General features: G+C 73.6%; 14 protein-coding genes and 1 pseudogene. 5 read left to right on the forward strand and 10 right to left on the reverse strand.

All coding sequences use genetic code 11. The annotated features are described in order from the left end of the window. Positions 1-143: 143 nt before the first annotated feature. Entirely contained in the window at positions 144-1,106 is a 963-nt protein-coding gene (locus V5O40_RS05595) for a GlxA family transcriptional regulator (protein WP_332904457.1), read from the forward strand. Positions 1,107-1,130: 24 nt separating this feature from the next. Here the strand turns inward: V5O40_RS05595 and V5O40_RS05600 are convergent, their stop codons facing one another. From V5O40_RS05600 to dacB, 4 genes and pseudogenes are all read right to left on the reverse strand, one after another. Beyond that, the gene (locus V5O40_RS05600; protein ID WP_332904458.1) at positions 1,131-2,765 is read right to left on the reverse strand and encodes a gamma-glutamyltransferase family protein; all 1,635 of its coding nucleotides are present in this window, start codon (positions 2,763-2,765) and stop codon (positions 1,131-1,133) included. 137 nt (positions 2,766-2,902) lie between these two features. After that, a pseudogene (gene tilS, locus V5O40_RS05605) lies at positions 2,903-3,898 on the reverse strand (tRNA lysidine(34) synthetase TilS); the annotation flags it as partial. Positions 3,899-3,914: 16 nt separating this feature from the next. Next, entirely contained in the window at positions 3,915-4,982 is a 1,068-nt protein-coding gene (locus tag V5O40_RS05610; RefSeq protein ID WP_332904459.1) for a zinc-dependent metalloprotease, read from the reverse strand. A 147-nt stretch (positions 4,983-5,129) separates the two neighbouring features. Further along, positions 5,130-6,551 (reverse strand): D-alanyl-D-alanine carboxypeptidase/D-alanyl-D-alanine endopeptidase, encoded by a 1,422-nt coding sequence (gene dacB, locus V5O40_RS05615; protein WP_332904546.1) that lies wholly within the window; start codon positions 6,549-6,551, stop codon positions 5,130-5,132. A 736-nt stretch (positions 6,552-7,287) separates the two neighbouring features. Between dacB and V5O40_RS05620 the strand changes: the two genes are divergently transcribed. Then, on the forward strand, positions 7,288-7,794 hold the full coding sequence (locus tag V5O40_RS05620; RefSeq protein WP_281582445.1) for an inorganic diphosphatase: 507 nt from the start codon (positions 7,288-7,290) through the stop codon (positions 7,792-7,794). Positions 7,795-7,819: 25 nt separating this feature from the next. Here V5O40_RS05620 and eccD read toward each other — a convergent pair whose 3' ends face one another. After that, a complete protein-coding gene (eccD, locus tag V5O40_RS05625; protein WP_332904460.1) occupies positions 7,820-9,220 on the reverse strand; it encodes a type VII secretion integral membrane protein EccD in 1,401 nt (466 codons plus the stop codon). Positions 9,221-9,320: 100 nt separating this feature from the next. Here eccD and eccCa point away from each other — a divergent pair, with 100 nt between their 5' ends. The 3 genes from eccCa to V5O40_RS05640 all read left to right on the forward strand — a co-directional run bounded on the left by eccCa (position 9,321) and on the right by V5O40_RS05640 (position 15,454). Then, the gene (eccCa, locus tag V5O40_RS05630) at positions 9,321-13,259 is read left to right on the forward strand and encodes a type VII secretion protein EccCa (RefSeq protein WP_332904461.1); all 3,939 of its coding nucleotides are present in this window, start codon (positions 9,321-9,323) and stop codon (positions 13,257-13,259) included. A gap of 73 nt (positions 13,260-13,332) precedes the next feature. Next, positions 13,333-14,655 (forward strand): type VII secretion-associated serine protease mycosin, encoded by a 1,323-nt coding sequence (gene mycP / locus V5O40_RS05635; RefSeq protein WP_408631831.1) that lies wholly within the window; start codon positions 13,333-13,335, stop codon positions 14,653-14,655. 73 nt (positions 14,656-14,728) lie between these two features. Next, positions 14,729-15,454 carry a phosphatase PAP2 family protein gene (locus V5O40_RS05640; RefSeq protein WP_332904462.1) on the forward strand — a complete coding sequence of 242 codons (726 nt, stop codon included), beginning with the start codon at positions 14,729-14,731 and terminating at the stop codon, positions 15,452-15,454. An 18-nt stretch (positions 15,455-15,472) separates the two neighbouring features. On the opposite strand, the gene V5O40_RS05645 is transcribed toward V5O40_RS05640, so the two are convergent. From V5O40_RS05645 to V5O40_RS05665, 5 genes are all read right to left on the reverse strand, one after another. After that, positions 15,473-16,651: a MarP family serine protease gene (locus V5O40_RS05645; protein ID WP_332904463.1), complete on the reverse strand. Its 1,179-nt coding sequence runs from the start codon at positions 16,649-16,651 to the stop codon at positions 15,473-15,475. A 63-nt stretch (positions 16,652-16,714) separates the two neighbouring features. Then, the gene (locus tag V5O40_RS05650; protein WP_332904548.1) at positions 16,715-17,446 is read right to left on the reverse strand and encodes an NUDIX hydrolase; all 732 of its coding nucleotides are present in this window, start codon (positions 17,444-17,446) and stop codon (positions 16,715-16,717) included. A gap of 5 nt (positions 17,447-17,451) precedes the next feature. Beyond that, the gene (locus V5O40_RS05655; RefSeq protein ID WP_332904464.1) at positions 17,452-18,060 is read right to left on the reverse strand and encodes a TlpA family protein disulfide reductase; all 609 of its coding nucleotides are present in this window, start codon (positions 18,058-18,060) and stop codon (positions 17,452-17,454) included. Beyond that, complete coding sequence (gene nth / locus V5O40_RS05660; RefSeq protein ID WP_332904465.1) at positions 18,057-18,836, reverse strand: endonuclease III; 780 nt, start codon at positions 18,834-18,836, stop codon at positions 18,057-18,059. The genes V5O40_RS05655 and nth overlap by 4 nt, the downstream gene beginning before the upstream one ends. 55 nt (positions 18,837-18,891) lie before the next feature. Beyond that, positions 18,892-20,037: a CapA family protein gene (locus V5O40_RS05665; RefSeq protein WP_332904466.1), complete on the reverse strand. Its 1,146-nt coding sequence runs from the start codon at positions 20,035-20,037 to the stop codon at positions 18,892-18,894. Positions 20,038-20,063: the final 26 nt, after the last annotated feature.

Consider the following 20,063-nt stretch of genomic DNA (forward strand, 5'->3'; position numbering starts at 1 on the left):
CGCTTTCTGACGTCTGCGGTTGTCGGGTCGCCGCCGGTGCGCACCGGACAACTGCCAGTCTGGGCATCCCCTCCTTCCGCCGACAGTGGCAGGAATGCCACTCCTGCTCGATTTCCTGCCACCCGTGCGGTTACCCTCGTCACATGCTTCGTTCGGTGGCCGTACTCGTCCTGGACGGCGTCGCGCCGTTCGAACTCGGCGTGCTCGCTGAGGTGTTCGGTACCGACCGCACCGCCGACGGGCTACCGGGTTACCGGTTCGACGTGTGTGGCCCCCGGCAGGCCCCGGTACGTACCTCCGCCGGTTTTCACCTGGTGCCGAACGCCGATCTGGCTCCGCTGGAGCAGGCGGACCTGGTGGCCGTTCCCGCGCACGATCCGACGACCACCGCGCCGGTCGAGGTCCACGAGGCGCTGCGTCGAGCCGCCGACCGGGGCGCGTACCTGTTCAGCGTGTGTGCCGGCGCGTACCTGCTGGGCGAGGCGGGACTGCTCGACGGGCGGGAGTGCACCACCCACTGGCGACACGTCGACGAGTTGCAGCGCCGCCACCCGAGCGCCCGGGTGCGCTGCAACTCGCTCTACGTGCAGGACGGTCGGTTGCTCACCAGCGCGGGCACCGCCGCCGGCATCGACGCCTGCCTGCACCTGGTACGCCAGGCGCACGGCTCGGCCACCGCCACCCGACTCGCCCGCCGGATGGTGGTGCCGCCGCACCGCGACGGCGGGCAGGCCCAGTACATCGAGGCGCCGATCCCGAAGGCGCCGGAGGCGCCCACCCTGGAACCGGTACTGGAATGGCTGATGGGCCATCTGGACCGGCAGACCACGGTCGACGAGTTGGCCGCACGGGCCGGGATGGCCCCCCGGACGTTCGCCCGCCGCTTCCGCGCGGAGACCGGCACCACCCCGCACGACTGGCTGACCAACCAGCGCGTCCTGCTGGCCCGCCGCCTGTTGGAGGACACCGCACTGACGGTCGAGGGGGTCGCCGAACGGGCCGGGTTCGGCGACGCCGCCGTCCTACGGCACCACTTCACCCGCCGGGTCGGCGCCACGCCACAGGCCTACCGCAGCACGTTCCGGGATCGTGCTGCGGTCGGTTGACCGGACACCTGGCGATCGTGCCGGTCAGAATCCGGCGGCCGCGCCGTCCACCCGGGACTCGGAGCCGACCACGAACCCGCCGTCGGCGCGTCGCCAGATCGCCTGCCCGTAGCCGAAGACGGTGGGATCGGACGCGACGGTCACCTGGTGGCCCCGCTCCCGCAGGTCGGCCAGGAGTGCGGCGCCACCGGGGCCGGCCACCAGTTGTTCCTCGACCAGCAGCGAGCGACCCGCGTGCCAGTACCAGCGGGGGGCGTCCAGCGCCGCCTGCGGGCCGAGGCCCGCGTCCACGGTCGCCGAGACCAGTTGGACGTGGCCCTGGGGCTGCATGTGCCCACCCATCACCCCGAACGGCCCCACCGGCACGCCCTGCCGGGTCAGGAAACCGGGAATGATCGTGTGATAGGGCCGCTTCGCCGGGCCGACCACGTTGGGGTGCCCCACGTCGAGCCGGAAGCCGAGACCACGATTCTGCAGCGCGAAGCCGTATCCGGGCAGTACCACGTGCGAGCCGAAGGCGAGGTAGGTGGACTGGATCAGGCTGACCATCATGCCGCTCTCGTCGGCGGTGCAGAGGTAGACCGTCCCGCCGCGCTCCGGTGCGCCGGTCACCGTCTCGGCCGCCGCCTCGGTGATCGCCGCACCGCGCCGGGCCAGATGTTCCGGGCTGAGCAGCCCGGGCGGGACCGGGGCAAGCTCGGGGTCGGCCACGTGGGCGTGCGCGTCGGCGAAGCCCATCTTGACCGCCTCGATCTGTCGGTGCAGCCACCGCGCCCGGTCCGCCGGGTCCGATCCGTCGAGGATGCCCAGGGCGAGCAGGGCGGCCAGTCCCTGCCCGTTCGGCGGCAGTTCCCAGACCTCGTGGTCCCGGTAACGCACCGACACCGGGTCGACCCAGACGCTGGCGTGCCGTGCCAGGTCCGCCGCCGTGAGCAGCCCGCCGGTACGGCCGGCGTGATCGGCCAGGGCCGCCGCGATCCGTCCCTGGTAGAACTCCTCCGCCCGGCTGTCGGCGATCAGTCGCAGCGTCAGTGCCGCGTCCGGATTGCGCCACCGCTCACCCGCGCGGGGAGCCCGCCCCTCCGGTGCGAAGACCCGCCCGAACTCCGCGTACTCGGGACCGGACAGCCCGGCGTGCCCGGCGACCGCACGGGACCAGGCCGCCGCCGTCGCGGTGGAGACGGGGTGTCCCCGCTCCGCGTAGCCGATGGCGTCGGCGAACAGCTCCGCGAACGGCAGCGAACCGAATCGCTCGTGCAGGTCGCGCCAGCCCGCCGGCACGCCCGGTACGGTCACCGGCAACCAGCCCCGGGCCGGCATCGCCGGGCCGACCGCCTGTGCCCCGCCCAACGCCTCGGGAGGCTCGGTGCCTCGACCGCCGGTCGCCGTGAGGACCAGGTCCCGGGTCAGCCCGGCGGGTGAGCGGCCGGAGGCGTTCAGGCCGTGCAGCCGCTCGCCGTCCCAGACGATGGCGAAGAGGTCACCACCGATGTCGTTGGAGGGTGGTTGCACCACGGTGAGCGTGCTGGCGGTGGCCAGCGCCGCGTCCACGGCGTTGCCACCGCGGCGCAGCACGGCCAGCCCGGCGGCCACGGCCAGCGGCTGGCTGGTGGCCACGGCGCCGCGCGGCGCGTAGAGCGGTTGCCGGGGATGGGTCATGCTTCGACGACCGCCTCGCCGGCCGCTGTCCCCGCTGCCGGAGGCGCCGACGTCCGGCCGGCCGTCGAAGCCGGGGACGACGCCGACGTCCGGCCGGCCGTCGAAGCTGGGGACGACGCCGACGTCCGGCCGGCCGTCGAAGCTGGGGATGACGCCGTCAGCAGCCGATCACCACGGCGGAGCACTCGCAACCCACCCGGCAGGTAGCTGGCTCGCTGGCCCCGCCACGCCGTGACCAGGGCGTCGAGTGCGGCGACGTGGCGGTGCGACAGTGCGGCCGGCGGCGCACCCAACTCGTGGGCCCAGGCCCGCAGCACCCGAGCGCGCACCGCGGGTGCCAGGGCCGCCAGGTTCCGGGTGGCCAGGCCGCCGTCGGGGTGCCGGGCCTGACCGAGCGCCGCGGCGGCGAGTTCGTCCAGCACCGCGTTGTCCGCCGCCACCAGCGCGGCGGTACGGGCGAGGTTGTCCAGCACACCCTGGCCGAGCGCCCGGACCAACACCGGCAACACGTCGGACCGGACCCGGGAACGGGCGTACGCCGGGTCGCTGTTGTGCGGGTCGTCCCAGGGCACCAGCCCGAGGGCCGCGCAGGCCGCCCGGGTCTCCGCCCGCCCGATCCCCAGCAGCGGACGTACGAGGGGAGTGCCGGCGAGATCGCGGCGGGCCGGCATGCCGGCGAGCCCGCGCGGGCCGGCACCCCGGGCCAGCGCGAGCAGCACCGTCTCCGCCTGGTCGTCCCGGGTGTGACCGGTGAGCACCGCCGAGGCACCGTGCCGACCGGCGATCTCCGCCAGCGCCTGGTAGCGGGCGTCGCGGGCCGCCGCCTCGGGGCCACCGGGCCGGCCGGCGACCTCGACGCTGACCACCTCCACCGGTGACAGACCGGCATCCTCCGCCCAGCGCGCCACCGCCTCGGCCCGGCCCCGCGACCCGGCCTGCAAGCCGTGGTCGACGGTGACCAGCCCGGCGGTACGGCCGGCCCGGGGGGCCACGAACGCGGTGGCCACGGCAAGAGCCAGCGAGTCGGCCCCGCCCGAGCAGGCGACCAGCACCGGACCGTCCGTCGGCAGGTCGGCCAACGCACGCCGGACCGCGATCCGGATCGCGGCCACCGGCGGGGCGAGCGGAGTCATCGGCGCGGCGACGCGGTCAGCCGGCGGTGGGCACCGGACCGACCGGCCCGTGCACCCGCGCCACCCAGGCATCCGGTTCGCTCAGCTCGGACAGCCGGGGCAGGGTCAGCGGCGATTCGAAGACCCGGTTGAAGCCGGCCATGCCGACCCGGTCCACCACGGCGTGCACGAACCTGCGGCCCTCGGCGTACTGCCGCATCTTGACGTCGATGCCGATCAGCCGCCGGATCGCCTTCTCGACCGGGTTGCCGGCCTCGCGCCGCCGGTTGAAGCCGGCCCGGATCCGCTCCACACTCGGGATCACCTGCGGTCCGACGCCGTCCATCACGAACTCGGCGTGCCCCTCCAGCAGCGTCATCAGGGCGGTCAGCCGGTCCAGCACGGCACGCTGCCCCGGCGTCTGCACGATGTCCAGCACGCTGGACCGGCTCTGCGGGTCGCGGACCGCGTCAGCGAGGGTGCTCACCCCCCGACGCAGCCGCTCCAGCAGGTGCTCGCCGCCCTGGGCAGCGTCGACGAACGCCTGCACCTCACCGAGGAAGTAGGCCCGCATCCAGGGCACGGCGGTGAACTGCGTCCGGTGGGTCACCTCGTGCAGGCAGACCCAGAGTCGGAAGTCACGTGGAACCGCGCCGAGCTTGCGCTCCACCTCGACGATGTTCGGCGCGACCAGCAGCAGCTGTCCGGGGTCGGCGGAGAAGACCTCGTACTGCCCGAGGACCCGGCCGGAGAGGTAGGCCAGCACGGTGCCGGCCTGCACCCCGGTCACCCGGGAACCGATCGCCTCGGTGAGCACACCGGGTTGTTTGTCCTCGGTGAGCCGGCCGACCAGCGGGGTGATCACCTCACGGAGGCCGGCGATGTTCGTCGCCGCCCAGTCCCGCCGGTCGACCACGCGTACCGGCGGGTGGGCGACCTGTGAGGTCAGCCCGGTGTGGTCGGCGACGTGCCCGGCCGCCTCGTCGGTCAGCCGGCGCAGCTCGGAAACCACCTCGGTGGCTTCGGCGTACGTCACCCGGGGGCCCGACTTGCCCAGAGCCCCCGCCGTCGCGGTAGCCAGATCCCAGTCCACGAACTGCGCCATGCGACCCACCGTACCCGCGCCGCGACACTCCACCCGGCCGGCCGACCCGGTGCCGGTCCGCCGTTCGGGTGACGGCGGCCCGTCGCGGGGCCGGACCGCGACCCGCTCCGCCGGCGCGCAACGCCGGACCGGTGGCCGTCGAGCTGGTCAGCGGCAGCCGCAGCCGGCCAGCGCGGCGGCGATCCGGTCCAGCGCCGCCCGGGCCGGCTCCATGCCGTCCGGCGGCACGTCGTCGGTGAGCACCGCGAAGGTGAGCAGGCGGCCTTCGGTGGTGGTCACCACTCCCGCGATGGCGTGCACCCGGGTCAACGTGCCGGTCTTGGCGCGGACCACACCGGCACCGGCGGCCGTGCCGGGTGCCGCACCGTACCGGTCGCGCAGAGTGCCGGACCAGCCCGCGACCGGCAGCCCGCCGAAGATGCCGGCAAGCTCGGGCCGGTCCGGGCTCGCCGCGAGCGCCAACAGCTCGGTCAGCAGGACCGGGCTGATCAGGTTCTTCCGGGACAGTCCGCTGCCGTCCGCCAGGTCGAGTCCGCCGGCCGGCAGCCCCAGCTCCGACACCACCTCGGTCATCGCCGTCGCCGCACCGTCGAAGGAGGCCGGCCGGTCGCGGGCCAGGGCGACCTGGCGGGCCAGCGCCTCGGCGACGATGTTGTCGCTATCGCTGATCATGATGTCGACCAGCCGGATCAGCGGCGGCGAGTACACCACGCCGAGTTCGGCACCGGGTCCACCGCCGCCGACCGGTTCCGTCGCGGTCGTCCCGGTCGGCGTCGGCGGGGCGGTGCCCCTGCGTACGGTGTCGACCGGCACCCCGAGCAGTTTGGCGAAGGCCCGGCCGGCGGCCAGGTCCGGTTCGGCGACGCGTTCGGCCCAGCCGGGCCCGGCCTTCGGATTCTTCCGGGCTCCGTCGAGCATCAGCGCGGTGATCGCCCCGCCGTAGCCGCCGGTGGGGATGTCGTCGTCCCAGCCGGGTTCGTGAACGGGGCCGGCGTAGCGCGAGGAGTCGACGACGACTCTGCTGGGTGCGACCCCGCCCAGCGCCTTCCGGACCTGGTCGGCGAGGTCGGTGAGGTTGGCCGCGCCCGGGTAGAAGCCCTTCGTGTCGGCGGCCAACGTCGGGTCCCCGCCGCCGACGAGGACCACCTCGCCGGGTTGTGCGCCAGCCACCGCCCGGGTCGGGATCCGATGGCCGGGACCCCGGGCGGTCAGCACCGTCACGGCGGTCAACAGCTTGGTCACCGAGGCCGGCACGGTCCCCTCCCGGCCACCGCGGTCGAAGAGCATCTCCCCGGTGAGGGCGTCGGCCACCGCCACGTTCACCCGGCCGCCCAGCGCGGTGTCGTCGATCAACGGTTCGAGGGTGGTCCGGAGCCCGTCCGTGCTGGGCGGTGGCGCGCCGATGTCGGCGGCGGCCAGCACCGGGACCGGCGCGGGCTCCACCGCACCGGTGGCCGCCGGTGTCGCGGGCGAGTCGCCCAACCAGCGCCCCACCGGACCGGGCCGGACCACGACCAGGCCCACGGCGACCAGCACGAGCACCAGCACGGCGGCGAGGACCAGCGGCAGCCGTCGGCGCGGTGCCGAGCCGGCCGGTGGTGGTGCGACGCCGGCCGGTGGTGATGCGACGGTGGGCGGTGGTTGACCGGTAGGGCCCGCCCCCGGCCCAACCGGCGCCGGGCTCACCGGCACGGATGCCGATCCGGTCGGTGGTTCAGCCGAACTCTTGGGGACGGCGGCGACCGGACCGGCGGCCGGGCTCGTCGGGGCGGCACCACCGGGTGCGGCCGGACTCGTCGGGGTGACCGCACCGGGCGCGGCCGGACTTGTCGGGGCGGCACCACCGGGCGCGGCCGGACTTGTCGGGGCGGCACCACCGGGTGCGGCCGGGCTTGTCGGGGTGACCGCACCGGGCGCGGCGGCCCGTCCGGAGGCGGCACCCCGAGGCGGTGTCGCCGGCGACGAGGTGTGCAGGGGCGGGTTCGTCTCGGACCGGTTCACGGGTGTCGGTGTGACGGATGGCGTCGGGGGTTGTGGGCGGAGGATCTGCGCGTCCGGCACCGGGACCCGCCCGGTGACCGGCTTGGCCGGCGGTCGATTCGCACCGCCCTCGGCGGCACCGCCCGGGCGGTAGTGTGAATCTTCCCTCCCCACGACCCCCTCCTCCCCCACCGGGAACCGGCCTGGGTGACACTACTTCGGTCCGAAGACTATGCGGCGGCCGGAGTCGGTGGGTTGGCAATCGCCTCCCTGGCTCTGCCGCCGGTTCCGTCAAGCCAGCGTGGGCCAACGAGGGAGCGTGCAGATGGATTTCGACGTGACGGTTGAGATCCCCAAGGGTCACCGCAACAAGTACGAGGTGGACCACGTGACCGGGCGGATCCGGCTGGACCGCACCCTCTTCACCTCCACGCAGTACCCGGCCGACTACGGCTTCATCGAGGGCACCCTGGGCGAGGACGGCGACCCGCTGGACGCCCTGGTGCTGGTGCCCGAGCCGACCTTCCCAGGCTGCCTGATCCGGTGCCGCACGATCGGCATGTTCCGGATGACGGACGAGAAGGGCGGCGACGACAAGGTCCTCTGCGTTCCCTACGAGGACCCGCGGCAGGAGCACCTGCGCGACATCCACCACCTCGGCGAGTTCGATCGGCTGGAGATCCAGCACTTCTTCGAGGTGTACAAGGATCTTGAGCCGGGCAAGTCCGTGGAGGGCGCGACCTGGGTGGGCCGGACCGAGGCCGAGGCGGAGATCCAGGCTTCGTACCGGCGGGCCAGGGAGGCCGAGGCACGCGGCGAGTCCACCCACTGACGTCTCCGAGGAAGCCCGGGGACGCTCAGCCGAGCAGCCCCCGGGCCCGTCCGTAGAGGCCGAGCACCGCGCAGGCGACCGGCACCACCGAGACCACCAGCAGGGTGTCGGCCAGGTCGGTGACCCGTCCGACGTACGGGGAGACCGGCCGGCGGGCGTACGCCGTGCCGACCGCCACCACCAGCAGCGCGACCAGCAGCCCGCCGGCGACCATGACCAGCCGGATCGCCGCGTCGGCCGTTGCGGCCAGTGCTCCGCCGAGGACCGCGTACCCGGCCAGGCCGGCGAGCACCGGCGCGATCCGGTGCTGGACCGTGGTGAAGAGCCGGGCACGTAGCAGCAGCACCGTCGAGGTCACCCCGACCAGCAGCCAACCGGCGACGCCACCGGTGCTGACGAGGATCACGACCGCGCCGACGGTCAGCACGGCCTGGCCGATCAACATGCCGGTGAGCATCTCCTCGGTGCGGGCCACCGCCGCCCGCACCCGACCGCGATCCGGCAGCTCGCGGGCTCGGTCCGAGTCGTCCGGCGGATCGGTGGGCAGGGTCATCGGCGGCAACGGCACCCTGCCCAGCCGGATGGCCAGCAGCGGAGCCGCTCCGACGGCGAAGGTCAACGCGCACAGCAGGACAGCGGCCGCGCCGGCCGGCTCGAGCAACAGGCCACCGAGGGCGGCCGATCCGGCCCCCGCGCCCACCACCGCGCCGGCCACGAAGACCCGCAGTCGGGTGGCCACCCCGAACAGCCCCAGCACCGAGACCAGCAGCAGCCCCATCGACCCGGCGAGCAGTTCCGGTGCGCCCACCCAGCGCAGCGCGCCGACCGGCCCGACCGGATCGCCCGAGCTGACGGCGAGGGCACCGGCGAGCGCCGCGTAGGGCAGCGCGTGACCGCCGACGGTGGCACCGGCCGTCCCGTCGCCCTGTGCGCGGGACAGCACGGTGCCGGCCAGCACCAGCAGGCTCGCCACCACGGTCGCGGCCGGCCAACCGGCGGGGTCACCGGGCCCGGCGGCAGCCAGGGCGAGCAGGCCGACGGAGAGCGGGACACCGGCACCGGCGAGGGCAGCCGTCCGGGTGGCACCGGATGACCAGCCCCCGCCCCGCTGGCGGGCGGCGTCGGCGAGGGCCTCCACCACGTCGTCGTACTCGAACTCCGGCCACTCGGTGTGAGCCGGCACGAGGTGCAGCACCTCACCGTCACGGACCCCCTGAGCGGCCAGCGCCTGCCCGCCGGCCAGCACGGTGCCGTCGGTTCGCCGGAGCAACCAGCCGCCGTGCTGCTCGCCGTCCTCGGCGAGCCCCTCACCGGCGTGGCGCAGCACCTCGGGCAGCAGCTCGGCGAGCGGCATCTGCTCCGGTAGCGCCACGTCGACCCGCCGCCGGGTCGTGCTGACGGTGACCCGGGCGAGCCCGACTGCCATCGACTCATCTCCATCCCGAGCGGGTCTGCTGCTGCGCGGACGACAGGACTTTACCTACCATGAGCCAGGCTCGGGTCACCGTGCGCAGTCGGGAGGTCGAGTGTCCACTGTCGTCATCCGGCGGCCGGCACGACGCCCGGCGCCCGACATACCCGTGGGTGACCTGCCGCTGCCGGCACCTCCGGAGATTCCGGCCGGCACCGGCACCCGCTGGCACCAGCTGCTGATGGTGCTGCCGATGCTCGGCGGCACGGTCGCGATGGCGATGATGTTCGGCCGCGGCGGCGGGACGTACGCGTACGTGGTCGGCGGCATGTTCGGCCTCTCCTCCCTGGCGATGCTGGCGACCTCCTGGGGCAGTTCCTCAGGCAGCCCGACGAAGTCCGAGATGATGACCGCCCGCCGGGAGTACCTGCGGCAGCTGGCCATCCTGCGTCGGCAGGTTCGGCAGACCGTGGAGCGGCAGCGCGCCGGCCTCTGCTACCGGCACCCCGATCCGTCGCTGCTCTGGTCGACCGTGCACAGCCACCGGCTCTGGGAGCGGCGGCCGACGGATCCGGACTTCGCGGTGGTCCGGGTCGCCGTCGGGCCGCAGACCCTGGCCACGCCGCTGGTGCCGCCGGTCACCCGCCCACCGGAGGAACTGGAGCCGATGACGGCGGGCGCGCTGCGCCGCTTCCTGGACGCGTACTCGGTGGTGCCGGAGCTGCCGGTGGCCCTCTCGCTGGGCAGCTTCGCCCGGGTCTTCGTCCGGGCCACGCCGGTCGGCCCCACCGGCTCGCCGGCCGCGCAGGCGCTGGCCCGGGCCGTGCTCACCCAGCTCGCGGTCTTCCACGCCCCGGACGAGTTGCTGGTCGCCGTCTGTGCCGGGCCGGAACGACGCGGCCGCTGGGAGTGGGTCAAATGGTTGCCCCACGCCCAGCACCCCACCCGCACGGACGCCCTGGGTCCGGTGCGGCTGGTGGCCAGTTCCGTGGCGGAGCTGGAACGGCTGCTCGACCAGGTGCTGGCCAGCCGCTCGAGATTCAGCCCGGTCGGACCGGCCACGGACGGGCCCCATCTGGTGGTCGTGTTCGACGGCGGCGACGTCACCGGTGCCACCGAACTGGTCGGGGACGGCGGCATCGACGCGGTGACCCTGATCGACCTGGACACCCCGCCGCCGCGCCTGCTCGACCGGTTCTCGCTGCTGCTGGAGCTGCGCAACGGCCGACTGCACTCCCACTCCCGCGACGGGTCGGCCGAGGTGGGCGCGGCCGACACCCTCGAGGTCGCCGAGGCCGAGGCGGTGGCCCGCCGGCTGGCACCACTACGGCTGGCCGCCACCAACGGCGCCGACGCCGCGCCCGGTGTCGAGCCGGGCCTGCCGGAGCTGCTCGGCATCGGTGAGCCGGAGGACTTCACCGCCGGGCAGGGGTGGGTGTCGAGATCGCCGCGCGACCGGCTGCGGGTACCGATCGGCGTCGGCCCGGACGGCGGCGCGGTCGAGTTGGACCTGAAGGAGTCGGCGCAGGGCGGCATGGGCCCGCACGGGTTGCTGATCGGCGCCACCGGCTCCGGCAAGTCCGAGCTGCTTCGTACGCTGGTGCTCGGGCTGGCCGCCACCCACTCCGCCGAGCAGCTCAACGTCGTACTCGTCGACTTCAAGGGTGGGGCCACCTTCGCGCCCTTCGACCGCCTGCCGCACACCGCCGCCGTGATCACCAATCTGGCCGACGCGTTGCCGCTCGTCGACCGGATGGTCGACGCGATCAACGGCGAACTGGTCCGCCGGCAGGAGCTGCTGCGCCGCGCCGGCAACTTCGCCAGCCTGCGCGACTACGAGCGGGCCCGGGCGACCGGCAACCCGCTGCCCCCGCTGCCGTCGCTGCTGCTGATCTGCGACGAGTTCTCCGAGCTGTTGTCGGCCAAGCCCGACTTCATCGACCTGTTCCTCCAGATCGGCCGGCTGGGCCGCTCGCTCGGGGTGCATCTGCTGCTGGCGAGCCAGCGGCTGGAGGAGGGACGGCTGCGCGGGCTGGACACTCACCTGTCCTACCGGATCGGCCTGCGGACCTTCTCCTCGCTGGAGTCCCGAACGGTGCTCGGGGTGCCCGACGCGCACGAACTGCCCCCGACGCCGGGGCACGGCTTCCTGCGCTTCGGCACCGAGCCGCTGCGCCGGTTCAAGACCGCGTACGTCTCCGGCCCGGTGCGGCGGCGGGCCCTGGCGGCCGACGCGGCCGGCACCGAACGTCCCCGGCTGCTCGCCTTCTCCACCCACGTCACACCGGTGCCGCGGCCGCCGGCCCCGCCGGCTGTCGAGGACGAGACGGACGACCCCCGGACGCTGCTGCGTCTGCTTGTCGACCGGCTGGCCGGGCAGGGCGCGCCGGCACACCAGGTGTGGCTGCCGCCGCTGGACGCCGCCCCGGCCCTGGACGAGCTGGTCGGTCCGCTCACGGTCGACCCGGTCCGGGGGCTGACCGTCGGCAATCCCGAGCTGCGCGGTGCCCGCCAGGTGCCGGTGGCTGTCATCGACCGGCCCTTCGAGCAGCGCCGCGACGTGCTGTGGTTGGCGCTCGACGGCGCCGCCGGCCACGTCGCGGTGGTCGGCGGTACGCAGAGCGGCAAGTCCACGGCGCTGCGTACGTTGGTCTGCGCGCTGGCTCTCACGCACACCCCGACCGAGGTGCAGGTCTACTGTCTCGACTTCGGTGGTGGAGGGCTCGCCTCGGTGCGTGGCCTGCCGCACGTCGGCGGGGTCGCCGGTCGGGCCGACCCCACCGGCGTGCGCCGTACCGTCGGCGAGATGTCCACCCTGCTCGCCGACCGGGAGCGCCGCTTCGCCGAGCTGGGCGTGGAGTCGATGGGCGCCTGGCGACAGCGACGCGACAGCGGCACCGACGCGGGCGGTACCGAGGTGTTCGGCGACGTGTTCCTCGTCGTCGACGGCTGGACGACCCTGCGCGGCGAGTACGAGGACCTGGAGCCGCTGATCACCGACCTGGCGACCCGGGGGCTCTCCTACGGCGTGCACGTGGTGGCCACCGCGGTGCGTTGGCTGGACTTCCGACCGGCCATCCGGGATCTCTTCGGCTCCCGGCTGGAACTGCGCCTCGGTGATCCGTCCGACTCGGTGGTGGCCCGGCGGGCTGCGGCGCACGTGCCGGAGCGGACCCCGGGGCGGGGCATCACCTCGGCGGGCCTGCACCTCCTCACCGCGCTGCCCCGGACGACCGGCACGGACACCGCCGGACTGGTGAAGCAGGTCGGTGACGCGTGGACCGGTCCGGTCGCGCCCCCGGTCCGGCTGCTGCCGGCCGTGCTGCCCTACACCGACCTGGATCTCGACGCCACGACGGGGCTGCGGATTCCGGTCGGTGTCGCCGAGGCGGACCTACGGCCGGTGGTTCTCGACTTCGCCATCGAGCCGCACCTGGTGGTCTACGGCGACGCCGAGAGTGGCAAGTCGTCGTTCCTGCGCGCCCTGGCCACCTCGATCGTCGCCCGGTTCACCCCGGAACAGGCGCGGGTGATCCTGGTGGACTACCGACGCAGCCTGCTCGGCGTCATCTCCACCGAACACCTGATCGGCTACGGCACCGCCGCGGCACACAGCGCCGACCTGGTCGAGTCGGCCGCCGGTTACCTGGCGGACCGCGCACCGGGCCCGCAGGTCAGCCCGGCGCAGTTGCGGGAGCGGTCGTGGTGGTCCGGCCCGGAACTGTTCGTGTTGGTCGACGACTACGACCTGGTGGCGGGTGGGCCGGCGAACCCGCTGCGGGCGCTGGAGGAACACCTGCCGCACGCCCGCGACGTCGGACTGCACCTGGTGCTGGCGCGCCGCACCGGCGGTGCCGCCCGCGCCCAGTACGAGCCGCTGGTGCAGCGGTTACGGGAACTGTCCACCTCGGGCCTGGTGCTGTCGGGCAGCCCGGAGGAGGGTCCGCTCGTCGGTCCGGTCCGTCCCGGTCCGCTGCCGCCCGGGCGCGGTCGGCTGTTCACCCGACGCGAGGGCGTACGCCTGGTCCAACTGGCTCACCTGCCGCCACAGTGACGCCGACTCCACGGAACGTCCCTGTAGGCGGGTCGGAACCGGTAATCTCCGAACGTCATGTGTCCTGCGACGAATGGCTGAGGATGTGACCAGGCTGCGGCACCGTGGCCCGGCGAGGGCCGGGCGGTTCGCCAACCGCGCGCTGCTCGCGACGGCCGCCGCCGCGCTGTCGGCCGCCATCGCGGTCGTGCCCGCGTCCGCCGTGCCGGTCCAGATGCCTCCGGTGGGCACGCCGGTGGCGCACAACCCCGACTCGGCGCGCCGCGCCGACCAGGTCCGCGACGAGCAGTGGCAGCTCGACAAGCTGGGTGCGCGGACCGCCTGGCGGACCTCGACCGGGCGCGGCGTGATCGTGGCCGTGATCGATTCCGGGGTGGACGGTTCCCACCCGGACCTGACCGGCCAGGTGCTACCGGGGATCGACCTGGTCGCGCCGAGCGGGGCGGCCGAGGCGGATCCGGTCGGGCACGGTACGACGGTGGCCGGCCTCATCGCGGGGCGCAACGACGACCGCCGCGGCGTGGTGGGGCTCGCGCCGGACGCCCGGATCCTGCCCGTGCGGGTGCTGGACGCGGAGAACCGCTACGACGACGCGCTGATCGTCGCCAAGGGGGTGCGATGGGCGGTCGACAACGGCGCGAAGGTGATCAATCTGTCGCTCGGCGGCAGCGGTGACAGCGCGGCGCTGGCCGCGGCGATCGACTACGCCTTCGCCCGGGACGTCGTGGTGGTCGCCTGCACCGGGAATCTCGCCACCTCGCCCGAGGCGAAGGTGTGGTACCCGGCCCGCGAGCCCGGCGTCATCGCGGTCTCCGGCCTGGAGCGCAACAGCGACAACCTGTGGAGCGGCGCGATCACCGGTCGGGCCACGGTCCTCACCGCCCCCGCCAGCGGGCTGGTGGGGGCGCGTCCTCCGGGCGGCTACTGGCGGGTGCAGGGCACCAGCTTCGCGGCGCCGCTGGTCGCCGCGACCGCCGCCCTGGTGCGATCCCGCTATCCGCAGCTGTCCGCCGGTGACGTGGTCAACCGGCTGCTGGTCACCGCCAGGGACATCGGGCCCACCGGTCGGGACGAGCGGTTCGGGTACGGCCTGGTGGACCCGGTCGCGGCGTTGACCGCCGAGGTGCCGTCGGCGTACGAGAACCCGCTGGACGACAACGACCCGCCCGGAGTGACCGGCTTCGGTCCCGCGCCCGGCTCCGCGACGACGGGCGACCCCGACGCCGAACAACTCGGTCTGACCGGCTCCGGGCAGGAGACCCGGTGGCGGGCCCGGGCCGCCGGTTCGCCGGACGACGCCGGCTCGGAGCGGCTCTGGATCGGCTCGGCCATCCTCGTCGCGCTGCTCACCGGTGCGGTGCTGATGCTGCGCCGGTTCCGGCGGTCGTACCCCTGACCGACCGTCGCTGCTGTCAGCGCGGCATTTTTCGCGCATCTGCCGGGATGGGCCCGGCCAGCGGGGTACAACCATGGCCGTGGGTACCTTCGAGCGGGTCGATCCGGCAGCGCCGGCCGGCCCGGGCGATCCCGGTCGGCGGGACGACCGGCCGGCCGCCCGGTCGGCGCACGCCGTCTCCGGCGTGTTGCTGGTCGCACCGTTCGCGCTGCTCGCCACGCTGGTGCTGAGTGACTGGCCGCCGCTGCGCCGACTCGACCTGGCGATCACGACTCAGCTGCACGGGTACGCTCTGGATCACCCGGTCTGGGTCCGGGCGATGAGCTTCTGGACCGACCTCTTCGCACCGATGCCCCTGCGGGCCGCGGCGTTTGTCCTGGTGATCTGGCTGGCCCGCGACGGCGCTCGGCGGCTCGCGGTCTGGGCCACCACCACCATGGTGTTCGGTGGTCTGCTCGGCCCCCTGCTGAAACTGCTCGTCGGCCGACGGCGACCGGATCTGCCCGACCCGGTGGCGCAGGCACCCGGGCTGGCCTTCCCGTCGGGTCACGCGCTGAACGCGATGCTCGCCGCCGGGATCCTGCTCGTGGTGTTCCTGCCCCGGACCCGGCCCCGTTCCGCGACCCGCACGGGGGTCTGGCTCGGTGCGTTGACGATCGCCCTGGTGACCGGGTTCAGCCGGGTCGCGCTCGGCGTCCACTGGAGCAGCGACGTGCTGGCCGGATGGCTGCTCGGCGCGGCGGTGGTGATCGCCACCTTCGCCGCGTTCGCCGGGTGGCCCCGGCGTCGGTCGAGCTGACCTGGCAGTCCCTCGTCGTCAGGTGCAGTCGCCGGTGTCGGTGCCCCGGGTGCGTTCGGCACCGGCCAGCGCCACCGGGCGGGCCTCGGCGGCGGTGACCGCGAACCCGGTGTTCGGGTCGTCGGCCGCCGCCGCGAAGATCACCCCAAGCACCAGGCCGTTCGAGGAGACCAGTGGACCGCCCGAGTTGCCGCTGCGGACCAGGGCCCGGATCGTGTAGATCTCCCGGTTCACGTTCCCCGACGAGTAGATGTCCGGCCCGGTGATCCGGTCGACGTCGCGGATCCGCGCCGACTGGGCGTTGTACGGCCCGTCCAGCGGGAAACCGAGCACGATCGCGTCCGCCCCGGTGGCGGCGTTCCCGGCGGCGAAACGCATCGACGGGCCGGGCAGTCCGGGTACGTAGAGCACGGCCAGGTCCCGGTCGGGGTCGTAGACGACAACGTCGCCCTCGTACCGGTCGCCGCCCAGTTCCACCGCTACCGAGCGGGTGCCGGCGACCACGTGCGCGTTTGTCATCACCCGGTCGTCGGCGTAGACGAAGCCGGACCCCTCGATCCGGCGCGAGCAGCTCGGTGCCGAGCCGAGCACCTTCACCACCGAGCGCTGGCCACTGCTCACCACCTCGGACCCGGCCAGTGCCGGGTCGGGTGGCTCGACCTGCCGGGCCTGGGTACGCCGCAAGCCGTCGAAGACGTCCGGGAAGCCGTTGGTGTCGACGGTGTCGCGCAGCGCGGTGGAGAGCTGCTGAGCCTGGTCGGGCAGCACCCGGTCCACCACGTTGAGCAGCGCACTGCTCCGCACGGAAGCGGCGAGCCAGGGCAGTGAGGAGGAGCCGAGCGGCACGGCGACCAGCCAGGCCACCAGCAGCACCGCGAAGAGCGAGACGAACGCGCCACCGATGTCGTCGGCGCGCCGTCCCACGTCGCTGGCGATGGTGCGGCGCAGGTGCGAGCCGAGCCAGCCGGCCAGCGCCTGACCCACCACGGCGAGGCCGAAGATGGCGACGAGCGAGATCAGCACCCGGGTGCCGCTGTCCACGAACTGCTGGGCGAACATCGGGCCGAGCTGCAGGCCGATCAGGGCTCCCAGGAAGAACCCCGAGAACGAGAGCACCCCGATGACGAACCCCTGTCGGTATCCGCTGATCGCGAACACGAGCATGAGCAACAGCAGGACGAGATCCACGGCCGACACGGCTCAAGCGTACGGGGCCGGGGCTCACGCGAAGACGATCGCTTGCGGAAGGTGACGGTCAGATCAGCGCAGGGCGCTCTCGTCGGCCTCGTCGGTGCCGGCCGACGGGGCGGGTGCGGCACCGATCGGGGGAAGATCGATCACCCGGCCGCGCGGCCACGGACGGCTCCAGCCGCCCATCTCCAACAGCGCGGCCAGCACCCCGGCCGTGAACCCCCAGACCAGCATCCCGCGTACGGAGAAGGCGGGACCGACCCAGCCACTCGAGTGGCGTACCCGGACCCGGTTGTCCGGGTCGACCAGCTCGGCGATCGGCAGCCGGGCGACGTGCGCCACCTCGGCCGGCTCCCGGGAGTCCACCGGGTGCGGGGCGTGCCACCAGGCGAGCACCGGGGTAACCACGAAGTCGCTCACCGGTATCCACAACCTCGGCAGTTGGGCCAGCACGGTGACGCTGGTCGGGTCGAGCCCGACCTCCTCGTTCGCCTCGCGCAGCGCGGTGGCGGCGGCGTCGGCGTCCTCCGGGTCGGCCGCGCCGCCGGGAAAGGCCGGTTGACCGGCGTGGTTGCGCAGGGTCGCGGCCCGTTGCAGCACCAGCACGTCCGGGCCGGTGGCGGCGTCCTCGCCGAGCAGCACCAGCACGGCGCTCTCCCGGCCACCCTGGTCCGGCGTACGCAGTTGGGTGAAGTCCTCGGTACGTGCGGTGCCGAGCCGACCGAGCAGCGGGTCCAGCCAGTCAGGCACCGGCCGTGACGCGCCGGGCGCCTTCCGGCCCGGGTTCACGCCGGCTGGCACCTCGCTCACGCCGGTACCGCGATGCCGAGGTGCTGCTTGACGAGTTCGGCGAGTTGGGCGTCGTCGAGGGCGCCCGAGGTGTCGATGTACCGGACGCCGCCGTCGGCACCCACGAACACCGTCATCGGGAACGCGCTGCGTTCCAGGGCCCGCTGGAACGCCTTGCCCTGGTCGAACAGCATCGGGAACCGTACGCCGAAGTCCTCGCCGATCGACTGCGCGGCGCTGCGGCTGTCCTGGGTGTTCACTCCGACGACCCGCAACTGCCCGTCGGCGCGCTCGTGCAGCCGCTGGAAGGCGGGGAGTTCCTTGCGGCAGGGCGGGCACCAGGAGGCCCAGATGTTGACCACTGCCGGTCCCCGGATGTCCCGCAGGGCGACCGGCGTGTCACCGGTGAAGCAGGTGAGGGTCAACTCGGGCAGCGGGTCACCCGTCGCCTCGTCGTCGCCGGGACCGGCCGGGCCTTCGGTGAGGTCGGCACAGCCCTCGAACGGGGAGGGACGGGCGGCCACCGTGCCCTGCCCGGCCGGCCGGGGGGCCTCGCGGTCGGTGGTGCAGGCGGTCGCGAGCACCAGCAGCAGCGGCAGGGTCAGCAGCGCGAGCCGGCGGTTCACGGTGCCTCCGCCCGCACCGCCTGCGCCGGGACCAGCTCGGGGTCGACTCCCGCGGCGGTCGCGAGGTCACGGGCGCGCGGGCCCTTGAGCAGCTTCGCGGCAGCGGCCGGTTCGGTCGGTCCGGTGCCGTACGAGGGGCAGAGCTTCGCCAGGGTGCACGCGCCGCAGGCGGGCTTGCGGGCGTGACAGACCCGGCGGCCGTGGAAGATGATCCGGTGCGACAGCATGGTCCAGTCGCGCTTCGGGAACATCGCCCCGATCTCGTGCTCGATCTTGACCGGGTCGGTCTCGGTGGTCAGCTCCCAGCGCCGCACCAGCCGCTGGAAGTGCGTGTCGACGGTGATGCCGGGCACGTCGAAGGCGTTGCCGAGGATGACGTTCGCGGTCTTGCGGCCGATGCCGGGCAGGGTGACCAGGTCCGCCAACCGGTCGGGTACCCGGCCGTCGTAGCGCTCGACCAGGGCCTGGCCCAACTGGATCAACGAGGTGGTCTTGTTGCGGTAGAAGCCGGTCGGCTTGATCATCTCCTCCACCTCGCCGCGATCCGCCCCGGCGTAGTCGGCGGCGGTCGGATAGCGGGCGAAGAGTTTCGGAGTGACCTCGTTGACCTTCTTGTCCGTGCACTGGGCCGACAGGATGGTCGCGACGGCCAGTTCCAGTGGGCTGCCGTGGTCGAGCTCGCAGTGCGCGTCGGGGTGGGTCTCGGTCAGCACACGGCCGATCCGCCGCGCGCGACGGGTGCGTCCCAGGTCGGTCTCGGTAGCGCTTCTGGTCACGACGGCCAGCCTACGTCGCCGGTCCGACCGGCTCGGACGCCTGTGCCGCCGGAGATCAGTTCGCGTCGGGCGGGCTGATCTTTCCGGAGTCGGTGAACCGGGCGCCGGTCTTCGCGAAGTCCAGCTCGGTGAGGTCCCGGAGCAGTCCCAGACCACGGTCGTCCGGGTCGATGGTGGGCTTGCGGGCCCCGTCCATGTACGTGGAGGTGAAGGACCCGCCGGCCCAGGTGCCGTCCGCTTCGAGGGACACCTTGAGCACGCCGCCCCAACCGAGTCGGCCGTTGTTGCTCAGCGAGTTGCCGCCGCCGGCGAAGTTGCCCAGGCTGTAGGCGATCAGCCGGCCCTTGTAGAACTCCATGCCGCGCAGCACGTGCGGGCCGTGCCCGACGATCAGGTCGGCGCCGGCGTCGATCATGGCCCGGGAGAACTTGATCGGGTCGCCCCGGTTCTCGCCGAGGAACATCTCGGTGCCGGGCCGCACCCGCGTCATCTCCGATCCCTCGGCCCCCATGTGCACCTGCACCACGACGATGTCGGCCTGGTCGGCGGCCTTCTTGATCACCTTCTTCGCGGCCGGGATGTCGGTGAGACTGTTCGACCACTGGTACGACGAGAAACCGGCGACGGCGACCTTGACGCCCTTCACCTCGACGACCGTGATCTGGTCGGGCGCGCCGGTGTGCTCCAGCCCGTGCTCCTCCAGCGCCTTCTGGGTGTTCTCGTAGCCCTTCGGCCCGAAGTCGTACCCGTGGTTGTTGGCCTGGTTGAGCAGGTCGAAACCGGCATCGGCGAGATGGGCGGCGTACTCCGGCGGAGCCCGGAACTGGAAGCAGCGGGTGGAGTTGGCACCGCACTTGCCGGTCCCGGTGTCCACCGTCAACGGCTCTTCGAGGTTGCCCATCACCAGGTCGGCGGCGAGCGCCTTCTTCACCGAGTTGAAGAAACCCTTGCCGTTGTTCGGGGGCAGCCGGTCGGGTGCCATGGCCATCACGATGTCGCCGGTGGCGGAGAGGGAGATCTTCTTGACCTCGGGGGCGGCCGATTCGACGGGTGCCCCCTCGCCGCCGCCCGTGCCGGGCTGCCAGAGCGGACCCTCGTCGGTGCCGGCGCAGCCGGCGAGCAGCAGGGCGGCGAGCAGCACCCCCAACGCGGCGAGGCGGTGGCGGCGGGGGCGGGGTATGGCGGGGGCGGCAGCGTACATCGTGCGCGACCCTACCGGGCGGATAT

This window comes from Micromonospora palythoicola (assembly GCF_036689795.1).
GTDB classification, from domain to species: Bacteria; Actinomycetota; Actinomycetes; order Mycobacteriales; family Micromonosporaceae; genus Micromonospora; species Micromonospora palythoicola.